Origin of the sequence: Streptomyces prunicolor NBRC 13075, from assembly GCF_000367365.1 — a bacterium.
In the GTDB taxonomy this organism is placed as follows: Bacteria; Actinomycetota; Actinomycetes; order Streptomycetales; family Streptomycetaceae; genus Streptomyces; species Streptomyces prunicolor.
The window spans coordinates 38,746-56,969 of the sequence record NZ_BARF01000018.1 but is presented as its reverse complement, the minus strand read 5'-3'; the positions used below and the strand labels follow the sequence as shown (position 1 = coordinate 56,969).

The following is an 18,224-nucleotide window of genomic DNA, read 5'->3' as shown; positions in this document are numbered from 1 at the left end:
ACAGCGGGCCTGCACTCGAAATACGACCCCCGCGCGAAGCGCAATGTTGCGGAGGGATGAAATCCGCTTCAATCCGCGTTGGTGCCTTCCGAAAGACCACCTGATCAGGGGCGAACGGAAGGCACCGCGTGGCAGCGAAACAGGGGGAGACACCGGGGTACAGCCAAGGCTGGGCAAGAAGACTCGCCGGATACGCCTGGCGCCACCCCAAGGACGTCATCCTCGCCCTGGGCGCCTCCCTCGCCGGCATGGCGGTCACCGCCCTCGTCCCCCTGGTCACGAAGGTGATCATCGACGACGTGATCACCGGCCACACCCGCTCCATGGCCCCCTGGGCAGCCGCCCTGATCGTCGCCGCCCTCCTCGTCTACGTCTCGACATACATCCGGCGTTACTACGGCGGCCGCCTCGCCCTGGACGTCCAGCACGACCTCCGCACCGAGATGTACGGGACGATCACCCGCCTCGACGGCCGCCGCCAGGACGAGCTGTCCACCGGCCAGGTCGTCGGCCGCGCCACCAGCGACCTCCAGCTGATCCAGGGCCTGCTCTTCATGCTCCCGATGACCATCGGGAACGTCCTGCTCTTCGTGATCTCCCTCGCGATCATGGCCTGGCTGTCCCTCCCCCTGACCCTGATCGCCCTGGCCGTCGCTCCCGCCCTCGGCATCATCGCCAAGCGCAGCCGCAGCAAACTGCACCCGTCCACCTGGTACGCGCAGGCCCAGGCCGCCGCCGTAGCAGGAGTCGTCGACGGCGCCGTCAGCGGCGTACGCGTGGTGAAGGGCTTCGGCCAGGAGGACCAGGAGACCGGAAAACTCCGCGAGGTAGGACGCCGGCTGTACGCGGGACGCCTCCGCACGATCCGCCAGAACGCCCGCTACACCCCCGCCCTCCAGGCCGTCCCGGCCCTCGGCCAGGTCGCGATGCTCGCGCTCGGCGGCTGGCTCGCGGTACGCGGTCACATCACGCTCGGCACGTTCGTCGCGTTCTCCACCTACCTCGCCCAACTCGTCGGCCCGGTCCGCATGTTGGCGATGGTCCTCACGGTCGGCCAGCAGGCCCGCGCCGGCACCGAACGCGTCCTCGAACTCATCGACACCGAGCCCTCCATGACGGACGGCACCAAGGAACTCCCCGCCGACGCCCCGGCCACGGTCGAGTTCGACGACGTCTCCTTCGGCTACGACGACACCCGCCCCGTCCTGAACGGCCTCAGCTTCGAGATCCGCCCCGGCGAGACTCTGGCGGTCGTAGGCTCCTCGGGCTCCGGAAAATCCACGGTCTCGCTCCTCCTTCCGCGCTTCTACGACGTCACCCACGGCGCCGTCCTCATCGGCGGCCACGATGTCCGCGAACTCACCCTCGACTCGCTGCGCGCCGCGATCGGCCTGGTCCCCGAGGACTCCTTCCTCTTCTCGGACACGGTCCGCAACAACATCGCCTACGGCCGCCCCGACGCGACCGACGAGGAGATCCGCACCGCCTCCCGCGCCGCGCAGGCCGACCGGTTCATCGCGGAACTCCCCGACGGCTACGACACGACGGTCGGCGAACACGGCCTCACCCTCTCCGGCGGCCAGCGTCAGCGCGTCGCACTCGCCCGCGCGATCCTCACCGACCCGCGCCTGCTGGTCCTCGACGACGCGACCTCGGCGGTGGACTCACGCGTCGAGCACGAGATCCACGAGGCCCTGAAACACGTCATGCAGGGCCGCACCACCCTCCTCATCGCGCACCGCCGCTCCACCCTCAACCTCGCCGACCGCATCGCCGTCCTCGACGCCGGCCGCCTCGCCGACATCGGCACCCACGACGAACTCCAGGCGCGCTCACCCCTCTACCGCCGCCTCCTCACCGACCCCGACGAACTCGGCGGCGTCTCACCGGGCCACGCCCTGCCCGCCGCGGAACCGGCCGAAGACACCTCCGTACGCGAGGAGTTGGACGCGGAGTTCGACGCCGAGCGCGGACTCACGCCCCGGCTGTGGACCGGCGACCGCGAGCCCAAGGACACCGCGCTGTCCGGGATGCCCGCGACCCCCGAACTCCTCGCCCAGGTCGACGCGTTGCCCCCGGCGACCGATGTCCCCGACATCGACGAGGCACGCGCGGTACGCGCCGAGGACTCCTACGGCCTGCGCCGGCTGCTGCGCGGTTTCGGCACCCCGCTGCTGATCAGCCTCGGCCTGGTCGCGGTGGACGCGAGCATGAGCCTGCTGCTGCCGATCATGATCCGGCACGGCATCGACCAGGGCGTCACCAAGATGGCGATCGGCGCGATCTGGTCGGCGTCAATTCTGGCTCTGCTCGCGGTAGTTGTGCAGTGGGCGGTCCAGCGCAGCGAGACGCGCATGACCGGACGCACGGGGGAGCGGGTCCTCTACACCCTCCGCCTCAAGATCTTCGCCCAGCTGCAACGCCTCGGACTCGACTACTACGAGCGGGAGTTGACGGGTCGGATCATGACGAGGATGACGACGGACGTGGACGCGCTGTCCACGTTCTTGCAGACGGGGCTGGTCACGGCCTTCGTCTCGGTCGTCACCTTCTTCGGCATCATGGTCGCCCTGCTGGTGATCGACATCCAGCTGGCGCTGGTCGTGTTCGCGACCCTCCCGCCCCTCGTCATCGCCACCTTCTTCTTCCGCCGGGCGAGCGTGAAGGCGTACGAACTCGCCCGCGAGCGCGTGTCGTCGGTCAACGCCGACCTCCAGGAGTCGGTGTCGGGGCTGCGGATCGTGCAGGCGTTCCGACGCGAGAAGGACGGCGGCCGACGGTTCGCCGAACGCAGCAGCAGCTACCGCGAGGCCCGTACGCGGGGCCAGTGGCTGATCTCGATCTACTTCCCCTTCGTGCAGCTGCTGTCGTCGGTGGCGGCCGCGTCCGTACTGATCGCGGGCGCGGGCAGGGTGGACAACGCGACCCTGACAACAGGCGCGTTGGTCGCCTACCTCCTCTACATCGACCTGTTCTTCGCCCCGGTCCAGCAGCTCTCCCAGGTCTTCGACGGCTACCAGCAGGCGACCGTCTCCCTGGGCCGCATCCAGGAGCTGCTCCAGGAACCGACGTCGACACGAGCGGCCGAAGAACCGCTGGAAGTCCTGTCTCTCCGCGGCGACATCGCCTTCGAGGACGTGCACTTCGCGTACGGCTCCGCCGAAGAGGCAGATACTGCAGAGGCCATCGGGGGCGTCGAGTTGAGCATCCCGGCCGGCCAGACGGTCGCCTTCGTCGGCGAGACGGGCGCGGGCAAGTCGACGCTCGTGAAGCTGGTGGCCCGCTTCTACGACCCGACGGGCGGCCGGGTCACGGTCGACGGCACGGACCTCCGCGCCCTCGACATCACGTCGTACCGCCACCACCTGGGCGTCGTCCCCCAGGAGGCGTACCTCTTCCAGGGCACGGTCCGTGACGCCATCGCCTACGGCCGCCCGGACGCCACCGACGCCGAGGTGGAGGCGGCGGCCCGCGCGGTGGGCGCCCACGAGATGATCGCCACGCTCGACGGCGGCTACCTCCACGAGGTCGCCGAGCGCGGGCGCAACCTCTCGGCGGGCCAACGCCAGCTGATCGCCCTGGCCCGCGCCGAACTGGTCGACCCCGACATCCTCCTCCTGGACGAGGCCACAGCGGCCCTGGACCTGGCCACAGAAGCCCAGGTCAACCAGGCCACCGACCGCCTCGCAGGCCGCCGCACCACCCTCGTCGTCGCCCACCGCCTGACGACGGCGGCCCGCGCGGACCGGGTCGTGGTGATGGACCACGGGCGGGTCGTCGAGGACGGCACACACGACGAGCTGCTCGCGCTCGACGGGTACTACGCCGAGCTGTGGCGCACGTTCATCGGCGCGCCCGAGTCGGAGGAGCCGGTCGCCGCACCCCACTGACGGTCGCGCAACCATGCGACATACGTCTTGCGTCCGTACATCAGTACGCTGTTCGGCTGCTGTGCTGTGCGGGAGGGGTGACTGTGGACATGGGTGCGCTACGACGGCGGGTGGCGCTCGGCACGGCCGTGCTCACCGTGTCCGGACTGCTCGCGCTCGCGGCCCCCGGCACCGCCCAGGCGGCCCTGGTCTGCCCGGGGCGGGAGGTGGTGACGCTGCCCTTCTCCACCGGCACCGTCCATGTCTTCCGCCGGGGCGAGTACATCTGCGCGTACACCGCCCCCAAGAGGTCCGGCGCCAAGCGCACCATGTCGGTCAGCGTCCAGGCCCGCGGCAACCGCCCGGTCGTCGACAGGGGCCGGTACACGCGCCGGGCCGGACCGGTCACCGTGCACGCCGGGCACCGGTGCGTACGGGTGAAGGGCGCGGTCGGCGGCGGCTCGGTCAGCTCGGGCTGGATCCTCTGCTGAACCGCAGGTCGGCACCGTAGCCGCACAATCTCCTCTGGTGTGACGGGAGTTGCTCCGATAGCTTCCCGTTCACAACTGCCTCACAGGGGAGACTGCATGCGCAAGGCGCTCAGATGGCTGCTGGCGCTCACCGTGCTCATAGGCACGCTGAGCACGGCCGGGGTGGCCACCGCCGCCCAGGCCGGCCCGGCCAGTCAAACGGCGGACATCAAGGACCAGTTGCTGGCGATACCCGGCATGAGCCTGATCCAGGAGAAGCCGTACACCGGCTACCGCTACTTCGTCCTGAACTACACCCAGCCGGTCGACCACCGGCACCCGTCCAAGGGCACGTTCCAGCAGCGGATCACCGTGCTGCACAAGGACGTCTCACGCCCGACGGTCTTCTACACCAGCGGCTACAACGTCTCGACGACCCCCAGCCGCAGCGAACCGACCCGGATCGCGGACGCCAACCAAGTCTCCCTGGAATACCGCTACTTCACGCCGTCGCGGCCCGCCCCGGCCGACTGGTCCAAGCTCGACATCTGGCAGGCGGCCAGCGACCAGCACCGCGTCTTCAAGGCCCTCAAGTCGATCTACACCAAGAACTGGATCGCCACCGGCGGCTCCAAGGGCGGTATGACGGCCACCTACTTCGAGCGGTTCTACCCGCACGACATGGACGGCGTCGTCGCCTACGTCGCCCCCAACGACGTGGTGAACAACGAGGATTCGGCCTACGACCGCTTCTTCACCAAGGTCGGCACCAAGGAGTGCCGCGACCGCCTGGACGCCGTACAGCGCGAGGCGCTGGTGCGCAGGGACGCGCTGGAGAAGAAGTACGCGGCGTACGCGGCCGAGAACGGCTTCACCTTCACCACCGTCGGCAGCCTCGACAAGGCCTACGAAGCCGTCGTCCTCGACTACGTCTGGGGCTTCTGGCAGTACAGCCTGGTCTCCGACTGCGACACCATCCCGGCGAACGCACAGGCCGCCACCGACGACGAGATCTGGACCTCCGTCGACACGATCTCCGGCTTCTCCTTCTACACCGACCAGGGCCTGGACCCGTACACCCCGTACTACTACCAGGCGGGCACCCAACTCGGCGCCCCCACCATCCAGTTCCCGTACATCGAGAAGAAGTACATCCACTACGGCTACCAGCCGCCCCGCAACTTCGTCCCCCGCTCCATCCCGATGAAGTTCCAGCCGGGCGCCATGCGGGACGTGGACAGCTGGGTCCGCCACCACGCCACCCGCATGCTCTTCGTCTACGGCCAGAACGACCCGTGGGGCGCGGAGCGCTTCGCCGTCGGCAAGGGCTCGAAGGACTCGTACGTCTTCACCGCGCCCGGCCTCAACCACGGCGCGAACGTCGCGGCCCTGACCGCCGACCAGAAGGCACTCGCCACCGCCCGCATCCTCGCGTGGGCCGGTGTCCCGGCCACCACCACGGCACAGGCGAAGCCGCTGGCGCCGTACGACGCGAAGCTGGACCGGCAGGACGTGCAGCGCGAGCCGACGCTGCGCCCGTAAGCAAGCTCCGTGCTGTGCCCGGCCGTTGAGAGTCACCTGACTACACCGGCCGGGCGCAGCCCACCGGTTGCTCGCCGCCGAGCTGGACGTACAGGGCGGTCGAGGCCGGGCAACTCGCGCGCCGGAGCACGGCCTTGACGACCTTGTACTGCGGCTTCCGCTGACCCGAGCCGTCGCACGCCGTCTCCCGCACCTGCCCGCTGCCCGAGCCGTAGACGCAGTCACCGACGATCGTGCGGGGCCCGCCCCCGCCACCCGGGTCGCCGGGGTGCGGCGGCTCCAGGTTGCGCATACAGGCGTAGCCCTTCGGTATGACCCCGTCGCTGACCCCGCCCGAGGATCCCTGAGCGCTGATGTGCAGCACGAAGTCCGTGATCGCCGGGCACGCGGGACCGTCGCTCACATCGCCGTCGTAGCGGGCGATGACGCGGGCCGCCGCCCGCTCGCTGGTGCACGGCACCTCGGTGAAACTCGTCGTACCGAAGGAACTGCACTCGTCGACGCCGAGGAACACCGTGCCGTAGCCGGAGGGTTGGGTGGTCGCCGAGGAGGTCGACGACGCGGGCGCCTTCCCGCCGAGCCGGCCTTCCCCCGCGTCGGAACCGTTCGCCGACGAGCAGCCGGTCACCAGGGCGGCGAGCAGCGCGCACACCACCCCCACGCTCCATCGCTCACGCATCGATCCCCCCGACTGCCCCCGCCCAGCGTGACCCGCGGTGGCGGGCGCACGCCAGACGTGCGGGGGGCTTTGGGCCAGTTGGCGGGGGTGGGGCGGGTGCGGAACGTACCCCTAGTACGACAGTCCGTGCCCGACCGGATACAGCACCTGCGTCGGATCGTCCGCGCGCTGCACCGCAACCGGCAGCTTCCCGCGCGGCCGGACCCGGCCCGCGATCACCCGTGCCGCCGCCCGGAGTTCGACGTCGGTCCAGGAGTAGGACGCCAAGTAGGCGGAGACCGAGGGTAGTTGGGCAACATCGTAGGGGTTGCGGACGGCGACGGCCACGACCGGTTTCCCGGTGGCGACCAGTTGCTCGACGAGCGTCTTCTGTGCGTCGGCCGCCGTGACGTTGTAGGTCGCCACCACCACCACATCCGCCGCACGCGCCGCCGCCACGGCCTTCGCGACGGTCGCGGCGGAAGGAGCCGTACCGGTGGAGAGGGCGGTCGCCGTGAACCCCAGCTCCCCGAGGGCTGCCGCGAGCACACCGGTGGGTGGCCCCGTAGTACCGGAGGGGGAGGCCGGATCGGCGCCGACCACCAGGACCTTCCCGTGCGTACGGCGGGACAGCGGCAGCAGCCCCGCCTTGTTGACCAGCAGGGTGGTCGTCCGCTCGGCGATCCGGTCGGCGGCGGCGAGGTGAGCGCCGGTCCCGACCGTACGGTCGACACCCGCCCGGTCGGCATACGCGTCCTCGAACAACCCCAGCCGGGCCTTCAGCCGCAGCACCCGCAGGATCGACTCGTCGAGCCGCGCCTCCGTCAACTCCCCGCCCCGCACGGCGTTGAGGACGGCGTTCCAGGCGACGTCCAGGGACGGCGGGTTGAGCAGCTGATCCACCCCGGCCTTCAGCGCGAGCACCGGCACCCTGTCGTCCCCGTACTTCTGCCGTACGCCCTCCATCTGCAGCGAGTCGGTGATCACGACCCCGTCGTAACCGAGTTCGCCGCGCAGGATGCCGGTGAGGATGGGGTGGGAGAGGGTGGCCGGGTCGCCGGAGTCGTCGAGGGCCGGGACCATGATGTGGGCGGTCATGATCGAGTCGATGCCCGCGCCGATGGCCGCCCGGAAGGGGACGGCGTCCAGCTTCCCCCACACCTCGCGGCTGTGCGTGATGACCGGGAATCCGAAGTGGCTGTCCACTGCGGTGTCGCCGTGCCCCGGGAAGTGCTTGGCGGTGGCGGCCACCCGGCTGCTCTGATACCCCTTCACCTCGGCGGCGACGAGGCCGGCCACCGCGTCCGGGTCGGCGCCGAAGGACCGTACGCCGATGACCGGGTTGGCCGGGTTGACGTTCACATCGGCGTCGGGGGAGTAGTCCTGGTTGACGCCCATCGCGCGCAGCTCGGCGCCGGAGATCCGGCCGAGGGTGCGGGCGTCGGCACGGGAACCGCCCGCGCCGATCGCCATCGCGCCCGGGAAGAGGGTGGCGGGGGTGCCGATACGGCACACGATGCCGTGCTCCTGGTCGGTGGCGACCAGTACGGGTAGCCCTCGGGGCTGACTGAGGGACGCCTTCTGGATGCCGTTGGAGAGGGCGGCGATCTGGTGCGGGTCGCGGGTGTTGTGCGCCCAGGTGAAGTAGATGATGCCGCCGACCCGGTACTTGGCGATCAGCTCGGCGGCGGTACGCACGCCGATCTCGCTCAGGTTGGCATCGATGTCGGCCTGGTCGGGGGCGGTGGCGGAGTGGCCGTAGACCCGCATCACGAACAGCTGGCCGACCTTCTCCGGCAGCGTCATACGGGAGATCAGCGAGCGGAGTGTCTTGTCGTCGGCGTCGTAGGCGTGGGCGGTGCCGCCGACCGCGAGGGACGCGGTGACGCCCATGGTCGCGGCGAGAACGGTACGTCTGGAGGGCACGTGCGCTCCTTCCGGAGGTGTTCCACTTCGGATCATCGGATCCGCTGAAGGAAACTTCCACGACTTCACGAATATCCGGGAAGTTTCTGCCAGTCAAGGGAACGCACAGTACCCAGCTGAGGGGCCGCCATCGGCGCAGTTGGAGGGGGGCGCGCCGATGACGGCGTGCCGCCGGCCGCGGTACGGAGGAGAGGGTTTGTCAGCTTTCGCAGCCAGCAGCGAGGCCGACGCCGTACCGCGGAGACTCTTCCGGCAGCATGCCGGTTGGACGGAGGGGAGGGGATGCGGGTTCCCTCCTGGTGGCCGATTCCCGGAAGTTGGTGAACCCGTGCACAACGGGACGGATGCGGTCACACACAGGTACGCGCGGACGAACGGTGGTCGTCCATCCCGTGGACGTCCCGGCGGGGCGGGCGAGCACCGTCCGATCATGAGGGCATGCCCGTAGTCGACATCCCCGGTTCCAAGTCCATCACCGCCCGCGCGCTGTTCCTGGCCGCGGCGGCCGACGGTGTCACCACCCTCCGGCGCCCCCTCCGCTCGGACGACACCGAGGGGTTCGCCGAGGGCCTGACCCGGCTCGGCTATCGCGTGGGCCGGAGTCCGGACGCCTGGCAGATCGACGGCCGCCCGCAGGGCCCCGCGGTCGCGGAGGCGGACGTGTACTGCCGGGACGGCGCGACGACCGCCCGCTTCCTCCCCACCCTCGCGGCGGCCGGCCACGGCAGCTTCCGCTTCGACGCGTCCCCGCAGATGCGCCGCCGCCCGCTCCTTCCGCTCACCCAGGCCCTGCGCGACCTGGGCGTTGACCTGCGCCACGAGGAGGCGGAGGGCCACCACCCGCTGCGCATCCAGGCGTCGGGGGTGGAGGGCGGCGAGGTGGTCCTGGACGCGGGCCAGTCCTCCCAATACCTGACCGCGCTGCTTCTGCTGGGCCCCCTGACCAGGAAGGGCCTGCGGATCAGGGTCACCGACCTCGTCTCCGCGCCGTACGTCGAGATCACGATCGCGATGATGCGGGAGTTCGGGGTGGAGGTACTACGGGAAGGGGACGGCCGGGTGTACGTCGTCCCACCGGGGGGCTACGGGGCCACCACCTACGGCATCGAACCGGACGCGTCCACCGCGAGCTACTTCTTCGCGGCGGCGGCCGTGACCGGCGGCGAGGTGACGGTCCCCGGACTCGGCACCGGCGCGCTCCAGGGCGACCTCGGCTTCGTCGACGTACTGCGCCGCATGGGTGCGGAGGTGGAGACCGACGCGCACGGCACACGGGTGCGGGGCACGGGCGAGCTGCGCGGTCTCACGGTCAACATGCGGGACATCTCGGACACCATGCCGACGCTGGCGGCGATCGCCCCGTTCGCCTCCGGCCCGGTCCGGATCGAGGACGTGGGCAACACGCGGGTGAAGGAGTGCGATCGGCTGGAGGCCTGTGCGGAGGGCCTCCGGCGGCTGGGCGTGGAGGTGGCGACGGGGGACGACTGGATCGAGATCCGGCCGAGTGACGTGCCGGGGGCAACTCCCGTCACGGGCACGGAGATCAAGTCCTACGGCGACCACCGCATCGTCATGTCCTTCGCGGTGACCGGGCTCAGGGTGCCCGGTATTTCGTTCGACGACCCGGGGTGCGTACGGAAGACTTTCCCGGGTTTCCACGAGGCGTTCGCGGCGCTGCGAGCGCAGTTGCCGGAATAGGCCGAGACGCAGGGACAAGGAGTCAACGGGTGGGTTTCGAACTGAAGGCTCCGGTCCTGGCAGGCGAGTTGGTGCGCCTGGAGCCCCTCGATCACCGGCACGCGGCCGAGCTGGCGGTGGCGGTTCACCTGGGTGCCGAGGGCGGATCAGGTGCAGGCCTACATCGACGCCCAGTTGGGCAGGGCGGCGACGGGCCAACTCGCGCCGTACGCCCAGGTGTCGACGGCCACGGGGAGGGCGGTCGGCGTCACGGCCTTCTGGGAACCCCGCTCCTGGCTGACGGGCGATCAACTCGACGCCGTCGAGGTCGGGTTCACCTGGCTGGCGAGTTCGGCGCAGGGCACGGGCGTCAACGCCGAGGCCAAACTCCTGCTGTTCCGGCACGCGTTCGAGGAGTGGGGCGTATCCCGGGTCGACCTGAAGACGGACGCCCGCAACGACCGCTCCCGCGCGGCGATCCAGAGCGTCGGCGCCCGCTTCGAGGGCGTCCTGCGCAACTGGTCCCGCTCCTGGGCGCCGGGCGAGGACGGCCGGTTGCGGGACTCCGCGATCTACTCGATCACGGCCGAGGAGTGGCCGGAGTGCCGGGCGGGGTTGGAGGCACGGGTGCGGGCGCGGCCGGCGCGGGGCAACGCGCGGGCGGACAGCCTGAGTTGATCGTGGACCGAGTGGACCGAGTGGACCGAGTGGACCGAGTGGACCCAGCGGACCGACTGGGCCGACTGGACCGTTCGGCCGGTGATCGGAAACCATCGACCTCATGACCGCCTACCTCATCCTCCACGGCTGGCAGAACCACCGTCCGAAGGACCACTGGCAGCACTGGCTGACCGACCGGCTCCGCGCACTCGGGCACCACGTCACCTACCCTCAGCTGCCCGACCCCGACGAGCCCGACCTGGACGTATGGCTGGGTGAACTCGGCCGCCATCTCGGCGAGTTGCCGGGCGGTGCCGACTCCGAGCGGGTCGTGCTCGCGCACAGCGCCTCCGCGCTGCTCTGGCTGCACGCCGTCGCCCGCGGGCTGGTCGAGGGCGGTGCGGTCGACCGGGTGCTGCTGGTCGGACCGCCGTCCGCGTCCGTCGTAGCCGGGTATCCGGAGGTCGCCGGATTCGTCCCGCCCGCCGCGGACTTCACCGTCCCCGGGAACGTCCGTCTCGTCGCCGGTGACGACGACCCGTACTGCCCGGAAGGCGCCCGCACCGCCTACGGCGATCCGTTCGGCATCCCCACCGAACTCGTCCCGGGCGGGGGCCACTTGGACCTGGTCGCCGGTTACGGCTCCTGGCCCGCCGTACTGGACTGGTGCCTGGACGGGACGGCGCGGCTCACGGCTCGACCGGTGGGGTGACGCCTGCTCCCGCCCGCAGCTCGGGCGTGCTCGCGCCCACCCCCGCCACCGCCAGTACGCACAGCAGCCCCCCGGTGAACAGAGACGTCGCGCCCGAGGTCCAGCCGGCGACCAGGCCGCCGCGGAGGTTGCCCAGGTTGGGGCCCGCCTGGCCGACGATCTGTTCGGCGGCGGAGACGCGGCCCAGCAGGGCGTCCGGGGTGTGGGTCTGGATGATCGTGCTGCGGGAGACCACCGAGCAGGCGTCGGCCGCACCGGCCAGGGCGAGGCAGCCGAGCCCCGCCCACGGGTTCGTCATCAGGCCGAAGGCCGCCAGCGCGGCACCCCAGATGCTCGCCCCGAGCAGCATCACCGGGCCCGGGCGGCCGAGCCGGGTGACGGTGCCGGAGAAGACGGACGCGGTGATGCCGCCGACCGAGACCGCCGACAGGAACAGGCCCAGGGTGCGTGGATCGCCGCCGAAACGCTCGGAGTTGATCAGGGGGAACAGACTGACCGGCATCGCCAGGACCGTCGCGGCCAGGTCGATGAGCAGCGCGCCGCGCACCACCCGGTGGCCCGCCAGGAAGCGCAGGCCGTCCAGGATGCCGTGCAGTCCGCCGCGCGACGGCTCACCCTCGGGCGGCAGCGCGGGCAGGCCGAAGGCGCCGTAGAAAGCGACGAGGAAGGTGAGCGCGTCGACCAGGTAACCCGCGCCGATGCCGACCCAGCCGATCAGCAGGCCGCCGAGCGCGGGGCCGACGAGCATCATGGTCGTGAAGGACATGGTGTTGAGGGCGAGCCCCGCCGCCACCTGGTCCTTCGGCAGCAGCCGGGGGATGAACACGCCCGACGCCGGGCCGCCCACCGCGCTGAAGCCCGACTGCGCGGCGATCAGCGCGAGCACGCCGAGCACCGGGACGTGACCGGTGAAACCCTGCACGGCGAGGAGGAGCGAACTGACGGCCTGCCCAACGGTGTTGAAGAGGAAGATGCGCCGCCGGTCGCCGCGGTCCACCCACGAACCGGCGAACAGCCCGACGACCACCGTCGGCACCGCGCTCGCCAGCCCGACCGCGCCGGTCCAGACCGTGCTGTGGGTCATGTCCCAGACCTGGTACATGACGGTCACCGAGGTCATGAACGAGCCCAGCACGGACACCGTCCGCCCGACCAGCAGCCGCCGGAACACCGGGGACGTCCGCAGGGGCCGGACGTCGATCAACGTCCGGGTGAGGCTCATGAGGGCATGACAGGGCGCGGGGCGGGGTGAGGAGGCACCGGGGGACCCTAAGCCGCGACCCGTAGGGGCCGCCAGTTGTTTACGCGGAGTCGTTGAGCAGGCGTGCCAGGTGATCGTGACCGGCGGCCAGCAGCTCGGGGAGCGGCGCGGCGGCCTCGTACCACCGCTTCTCGTACTCCCAGCACAGCCAGCCGTCCCACTCGTGCCGGGACAGCACCTCCACGCACTCGGCGAGCGGAAGCACACCGGCTCCGAGCGCCAGCGGGGTGGTGTCGTCGGCCGACGCGATGTCCTTGACCTGCACGTATCCGAGATACGGGCCCAGCGCGGCGACCGTCTCCGGCGGCTGCTCACCGCCCAGCCAGGTGTGCATGACGTCCCACAGCGCCCCGACCTGCCGATGCCCGACCGGCCCGAGCACGCGGAGCGCGTCCGCACCGGTCCGATGCGAGTCGTGGGTCTCCAGCAGTACCCGTACGCCGAGGTCGGCACCCCACTCCGCCGCGGTACCGAGCCGCCGAGCGGCGGTGGCGTCGGCCTCCTCGACGGGCTGGTCACTTCCGCCGCCGGGAAAGACGCGGATGAAGGGCGCACCCAAGTCCCGCGCCAGCTCCAGCAGTTCACGGATCTCGGCGAGTACGACGTCGTCGTCACCCGGTGCGGCCACCCGCGGATACCCGGCGAGGCCCAGGACTTCGACCCCGGCCGCCTTGAACTCGGCGACCACGTCGGCCCGTTGGGAGGCGTCGATACCGGGGTGGACGGGCTCCTCAGGGTGTGCGCGCAACTCGACGCCGTGGTAGCCGTGCGTGACGGCGAGCTCCAGTACGTCGGCCACGGGGAGGCCGGGGACACCGAGGGTGGAGAACGCGAGCTTCATACTCGGGACCCTACTCGTCACTCACCGGTCCCGTGCAGGTCGAGCCGCCAGTCCTGGCCGACGAGATCCTGGCCGAAGGAGCGGTGCGGTTTCTCGGCGACGAGGACGAACCCGTGCCGTTGATAGATGCGGCGGGCGGCCCCGAGGATGTTATTCGTCCACAGCACGAGGTCGCGATAGCCGACCCCGCGCGCGAACTCGACGACCGCCGCGACGAGTTGATCCCCGATCCGCAGCCCACGCGCATCGGGCTCGACGAGCAACAACCGCAGCCGGGCCGTCCCCGGGGCATCGTCCCGCACACACATCACACACCCCACCGCCCGCCCGTCCAGCTCGGCGATCCACACCCGCTCCAGATGCGGATCGTGATCCTCGGCGAAATCGGCGACGATCCGCGCCACGAGCCCTTCGTAGTCGGCGTTGAAGCCGTACTCGGCGGCGTACAACGCGGCGTTCCGCTGGACGATCCAGCCCAGGTCACCGGGCCCGGGCTCACGCAGCACGACGTCCTCGGGCCGGGACCGCCGAACGTCCTCCGGGTCCTCCGACAGGATGGTCCGTACGGTGTGCAACGCCTCGGACAGCCGCGGCCGGTCTGCCTCCGGCACGGTCGCGAGCAGCGCCCCTACGGATTCGTCCGCGCGCTCGGCCAACAGCGCGGCGGTCTCCCGCCCCCGCTCGGTGAGCGTGACCTGGCGCCGCCGCGGATCCCGCTCCGAGGGCGCCCGCTCGACCAGCCCGTCCTGCTCGAAGCGGTTCAGGATCCGGCTCAAGTACCCGGCGTCGAGGGAGAGTTCGGTACGGAGATCGGCGGCGTCCGTACGGGGGGAGTGCGCGAGTTCGTACAGGACGCGGGACTCGGTGAGGGTGAAGGGGGCGTAGAGGTGACGGCTGTAGTCGAGGGCGCCGATGACGTTCGTATAGAAACGGTTGAAGGCGCGGATGTCCTGGACGGTCATGATCGATCCCCGGTGCTCGGTCCCCGGTGCTCGCGCAGGGTAGTTGACTCAGTCAGAGGTATTACGGTTCTGACGGTAGTACGGGGGAGGGCCGCGCGTCCACGGTTGGAGCCATGCCTCCATGGTTGGAGCTATGCCTCCATGGTTGGAGCTATGCCTCCATGGTTTCGGAGCACGCTCAGGGGCGTGCGGTAGGTTCCCCGCCATGACCGGACTCGGCCCCGTCGCATGGCCACCCGCCCCGATCAGGACCGAGCGGCTGGTACTCCGCGAGTCGGAGACGCGGGACCGCGCGGCGTTCATCGAGCTGTTCGCGTCGCCGGAGGTGAACAGCTACCTCGGCGGCCCTCGACCGCGCGACGAGCTGGAGCGCACGGTGCCGCAGACACCCGGGCGGCGCCCCGGCCTTTTCGTGATCGAACGGGACGGAACGATGATCGGCACCGTCGAGTTCAACCGGCGCGAGGGCGACCTTCGGAGCCAGGTCCGCCCGGACGCCGGGGAGGCCGATCTCGGCTATCTGCTCCTGCCGGAGGCATGGGGACACGGGTACGCCGCCGAGGCATGCGCGGCGGCGCTCGCCTGGTTCGCCGACACACTCCCCGGCGAGCCGGTGCTCCTCTGCACCCAGACCGCCAACACCCGTTCACTGCGCCTCGCGGCGAAACTGGGGTTCATCGAGGTGGGGCGGTACGAGGCGTGGGGCGCCGAACAGTGGATGGGGGAGGTTCCGAAGCACGTCCCAGTCCCATTCGGGGGCACGTCCTAGTCCCACCAGAACCGCCACTGATGCCGCCCGACAAGCCCGTTCGCGTACTCGGGGAACGGCGTCGGCGGATCGTCCACGATGTTGTCGGCGGTCGACAGCACATGTTCCAGGGCGAGTTGCTCCGCGTGCGGGACATCAAGCGGCGGCCGGGCGACCGACACGGTCAGCGCACCCCCGAACCCCGACACGACCCGCACCCCGAACCGCTCCTCCCAACTCCGCAACAACGCACACAACAAGGGAACCGGCGCCTCGGCAGCCCACCCGACGATCGCCGACGCATCGGCGCTACGCCGCGCGGGCACAAGCGCCAACTGGCAGGTGTGCACAAAGGGTTCGTCCCCGAGCAGCTCCTCCACGGCCCACCGGCCGGCCTCCGCCGCACTCACCCCGGCACCCGTGCCAGGGTCGCCCGCCGCGAGCCCGGGCCAGGTCTCGAAGGGCGGCCCCGGATCGTGCGGCCAGGGCTCCATGTCCTCCGGATCGTCGTCATCCGGCAACACGTCGCCGCCCGCCGCCGGATTCGACCAGTACGGCAGCCGCCGACGCCGATACTCGACGAAGTCCGCAGCGAGCACGTCATCGAGCCGAATCGCGTCGACCTCGCTCAAGTCCTGGACCTGGTAAGGATCATCCCGCCAACAGATGAACGGATACAGCCCCGTGACCTCGGCCGACTCCAACAGCCTGGGCCACAACTCCACCAGATCCTCCGGCAGTTCGTCGGAGAACCACACCTCCACCTCCCCTCGCGCCTCGAAGCGGCCGGAGAGCGGGGACAGTTCATCGGGCAAGGGGAAGACCATGCCGGGACGATATGGGGAGGGACTGACAACGGGACGGTGGGGCGGAGTCAAGTGGGCGCAGGGCGGCGGGACTTCACGCCGCCCGCGAGGTTGACGCGAGTGGTCGGCCTCGGGCGATCCTGGCCCATGACCCGCGCTCTGTCGACGCCGCCCGTCATCGCCCCCGGCTCGCTCGGCGGCTCACCTCAACCCGTGCTCCCCGTCACCGGGGGCTTGCTGCTGCGCCCCTGGGAAGAAGCCGACGCGTCGGCGTTCCTGGCCGCTTACCAGGACGACGAGATCCGCCGCTGGCACACGCGTCGGCCTTCCACCGAGGGCCAGGTCCGGGAGTGGTTCGAGGCATACCGCCAGGACTGGAAACAGGAGAAGGGCGGCCACTGGGCGATCACCCGCGACGGCGCCGAGGTACTCGGCCGGATCGCACTGCGCGGTCTGGACTTCGACGACGGCACAGCGGGCGTGGCCTACTGGGTGCTCCCGGCAGCTCGTGGCGCCGGTGTCGCCACACGTGGCCTGAAGGCGCTGACCGCCTGGGCTGTGGCCGAGATCGGCTTCCACCGGCTGGAGTTGGACCACTCGACCCGCAACCACGCCTCATGCAGGGTCGCCACCAGCTCCGGCTACCTTCTGGAAGGCACCAAGCGCAGCGCCGCCGTGCACGACGACGGCCGACACGACATGCATCTGCATGCCTGCATCCGAGGTCTCTGAGGTCGGGGCCGAGCGATGCGCGGAGAAGCACCCACCGGCAAGGTGACCCGTAGAAGTGTGGCACTCCGCGCCGAACTGTCACACTTCCGCAGAGAAGGTCCCCGGCGGCAGACACCGGCAAAAACCCGCCGCACCGTCCAACTCCAAGACCCCCCTTACTTCCGCGGCACCCCCGAAGACCCCCGAACCATCAACTCCCCCCGAACCGTGGCGATCCCACCCGGCGGCGGCTCCTCCCGCCCCATCGCGATCCGCCCCGCCCGAGCCCCCGCCTCCGACAACGGCAACCGCACCGTCGTAAGCGAAGGCACCGCATCCACGCTGAACGGCAGATCGTCGAACCCGGCGACCGAGACGTCGTCCGGAATCCGCAGCCCCGACTCCCGCAGCGCGGCGCTCGCCCCCACCGCGACGGAGTCGTTCGCCGCGACCACGGCCGTCAGCGACGGATCCCGCCGCAGCAGCTCCAGCGTGGCCTCGTAGCCCGACCGCCGGTCGTAGCGGCCATGCACGGTCCACCGGGGATCCTCCACGATCCCGTGCGCGGCCAGCGCCTCCCGGTGGCCCTCCAAGCGGTGTCGGGTCGTCGTCCGTTCCTCCGGGCCCGCGATGTAGCCGAGCCGGCGATGGCCGAGGCCGATGAGGTGCTCGGTCAGTTCCCGGCCACCCCCGCGGTTGTCGAAGGTCAGCGCGAACGCCCCGGTGTCCGGCGCCGGCGGGCGCCCGCACAGCACCACCCGCGTCCCCGCCTCCCCCAGTTTCCGCAGCTTCGCCGCGACCGCCGCCGCGTGCGGGGCGTTCTCCATGGCGCCGCCGGTCAGCACGACCGCCGCCGCCCGCTGGCGCTGGAGCAGGGTCAGATACGTCAGCTCGCGCTCCGGGGAGCCGCCCGTGTTGCACACCACCGCCAGCCGTTCCCCGCCCGCGCGGCCCCCCGGCCCCCCGATCTCGCCCTGGATCGCGCTCGCCATGATCCCGAAGAAGGGGTCGGCGATGTCGTTCACCAGGATGCCGACCAGGTCGGAGGTGGCCGCCGCCAGCGCGCTCGCGGGACCGTTGAGCACGTAGTCGAGCTCGTCGACCGCCCGCAGCACCCGCTCGCGCGTGGTGGCCGCGACCGGATAGTTGCCGTTCAGTACGCGCGACACCGTCGCGGGGGAGACCTGGGCGCGGGCCGCCACGTCCGCCAGGGTCACCGTCATGTTGTTCGTCCTCCGGTCGCGCATCTTGTCGTACGCCGTTGTACATACGCTGCTCAGTCGTACACAGGCCGCCCGAAGGAAGCCCCCGTCCGAGCAGACGATAAGGCCATCTACCCCGGTCGTTCGCCCCCTCGAACAACTCGACCCCATCACGGTCT

General features: G+C 70.7%; 14 protein-coding genes and 1 pseudogene. 8 read left to right on the top strand and 7 right to left on the bottom strand.

What is annotated here, in order from left to right:
- Window positions 1-128: 128 nt before the first annotated feature.
- From SPR02S_RS08650 to SPR02S_RS08640, 3 genes are all read left to right on the top strand, one after another.
- A complete protein-coding gene (locus SPR02S_RS08650; protein ID WP_019056551.1) occupies window positions 129-3,890 on the top strand; it encodes an ABC transporter ATP-binding protein in 3,762 nt (1,253 codons plus the stop codon).
- Between the two features lie 83 nt (window positions 3,891-3,973).
- Entirely contained in the window at window positions 3,974-4,360 is a 387-nt protein-coding gene (locus tag SPR02S_RS08645; protein WP_026150350.1) for a hypothetical protein, read from the top strand.
- A gap of 96 nt (window positions 4,361-4,456) precedes the next feature.
- Window positions 4,457-5,881 carry a S28 family serine protease gene (locus SPR02S_RS08640; RefSeq protein ID WP_019056549.1) on the top strand — a complete coding sequence of 475 codons (1,425 nt, stop codon included), beginning with the start codon at window positions 4,457-4,459 and terminating at the stop codon, window positions 5,879-5,881.
- A gap of 40 nt (window positions 5,882-5,921) precedes the next feature.
- On the opposite strand, the gene SPR02S_RS08635 is transcribed toward SPR02S_RS08640, so the two are convergent.
- Entirely contained in the window at window positions 5,922-6,560 is a 639-nt protein-coding gene (locus tag SPR02S_RS08635) for a hypothetical protein (RefSeq protein WP_026150349.1), read from the bottom strand.
- Window positions 6,561-6,671: 111 nt separating this feature from the next.
- Complete coding sequence (locus tag SPR02S_RS08630; protein WP_052346949.1) at window positions 6,672-8,501, bottom strand: glycoside hydrolase family 3 protein; 1,830 nt, start codon at window positions 8,499-8,501, stop codon at window positions 6,672-6,674.
- A 402-nt stretch (window positions 8,502-8,903) separates the two neighbouring features.
- On the opposite strand from SPR02S_RS08630, the gene aroA reads away from it, so the two are divergent.
- The 3 genes and pseudogenes from aroA (at window position 8,904) to SPR02S_RS08615 (ending at window position 11,514) form a co-directional block, all read left to right on the top strand.
- On the top strand, window positions 8,904-10,163 hold the full coding sequence (aroA, locus tag SPR02S_RS08625) for a 3-phosphoshikimate 1-carboxyvinyltransferase (RefSeq protein ID WP_019056546.1): 1,260 nt from the start codon (window positions 8,904-8,906) through the stop codon (window positions 10,161-10,163).
- 29 nt (window positions 10,164-10,192) lie between these two features.
- Window positions 10,193-10,820 (top strand): annotated as a pseudogene (locus SPR02S_RS55440) (GNAT family N-acetyltransferase).
- Window positions 10,821-10,923: 103 nt separating this feature from the next.
- The gene (locus tag SPR02S_RS08615) at window positions 10,924-11,514 is read left to right on the top strand and encodes an RBBP9/YdeN family alpha/beta hydrolase (RefSeq protein WP_019056544.1); all 591 of its coding nucleotides are present in this window, start codon (window positions 10,924-10,926) and stop codon (window positions 11,512-11,514) included.
- On the opposite strand, the gene SPR02S_RS08610 is transcribed toward SPR02S_RS08615, so the two are convergent.
- From SPR02S_RS08610 to SPR02S_RS08600, 3 genes are all read right to left on the bottom strand, one after another.
- Window positions 11,492-12,736, bottom strand: a complete 1,245-nt coding sequence (locus SPR02S_RS08610; RefSeq protein WP_019056543.1) for an MFS transporter — start codon at window positions 12,734-12,736, stop codon at window positions 11,492-11,494. The genes SPR02S_RS08615 and SPR02S_RS08610 overlap by 23 nt on opposite strands.
- Window positions 12,737-12,815: 79 nt before the next feature.
- The gene (locus SPR02S_RS08605; RefSeq protein ID WP_019056542.1) at window positions 12,816-13,616 is read right to left on the bottom strand and encodes a sugar phosphate isomerase/epimerase family protein; all 801 of its coding nucleotides are present in this window, start codon (window positions 13,614-13,616) and stop codon (window positions 12,816-12,818) included.
- Between the two features lie 17 nt (window positions 13,617-13,633).
- Complete coding sequence (locus tag SPR02S_RS08600) at window positions 13,634-14,578, bottom strand: bifunctional helix-turn-helix transcriptional regulator/GNAT family N-acetyltransferase (protein WP_019056541.1); 945 nt, start codon at window positions 14,576-14,578, stop codon at window positions 13,634-13,636.
- Window positions 14,579-14,783: 205 nt separating this feature from the next.
- On the opposite strand from SPR02S_RS08600, the gene SPR02S_RS08595 reads away from it, so the two are divergent.
- Window positions 14,784-15,347, top strand: coding sequence for a GNAT family N-acetyltransferase (locus SPR02S_RS08595; RefSeq protein WP_019056540.1), 564 nt, complete (start codon window positions 14,784-14,786; stop codon window positions 15,345-15,347).
- Here SPR02S_RS08595 and SPR02S_RS60010 read toward each other — a convergent pair.
- Window positions 15,344-16,153: a DUF4253 domain-containing protein gene (locus SPR02S_RS60010; protein WP_019056539.1), complete on the bottom strand. Its 810-nt coding sequence runs from the start codon at window positions 16,151-16,153 to the stop codon at window positions 15,344-15,346. The genes SPR02S_RS08595 and SPR02S_RS60010 overlap by 4 nt on opposite strands.
- A 126-nt stretch (window positions 16,154-16,279) precedes the next feature.
- Here SPR02S_RS60010 and SPR02S_RS08585 point away from each other — a divergent pair, with 126 nt between their 5' ends.
- Window positions 16,280-16,864, top strand: coding sequence for a GNAT family N-acetyltransferase (locus tag SPR02S_RS08585; protein WP_019056538.1), 585 nt, complete (start codon window positions 16,280-16,282; stop codon window positions 16,862-16,864).
- A gap of 155 nt (window positions 16,865-17,019) precedes the next feature.
- Here the strand turns inward: SPR02S_RS08585 and SPR02S_RS08580 are convergent, their stop codons facing one another.
- Window positions 17,020-18,066 carry a LacI family DNA-binding transcriptional regulator gene (locus SPR02S_RS08580; protein WP_019056537.1) on the bottom strand — a complete coding sequence of 349 codons (1,047 nt, stop codon included), beginning with the start codon at window positions 18,064-18,066 and terminating at the stop codon, window positions 17,020-17,022.
- Between the last annotated feature and the right edge of the window lie 158 nt (window positions 18,067-18,224).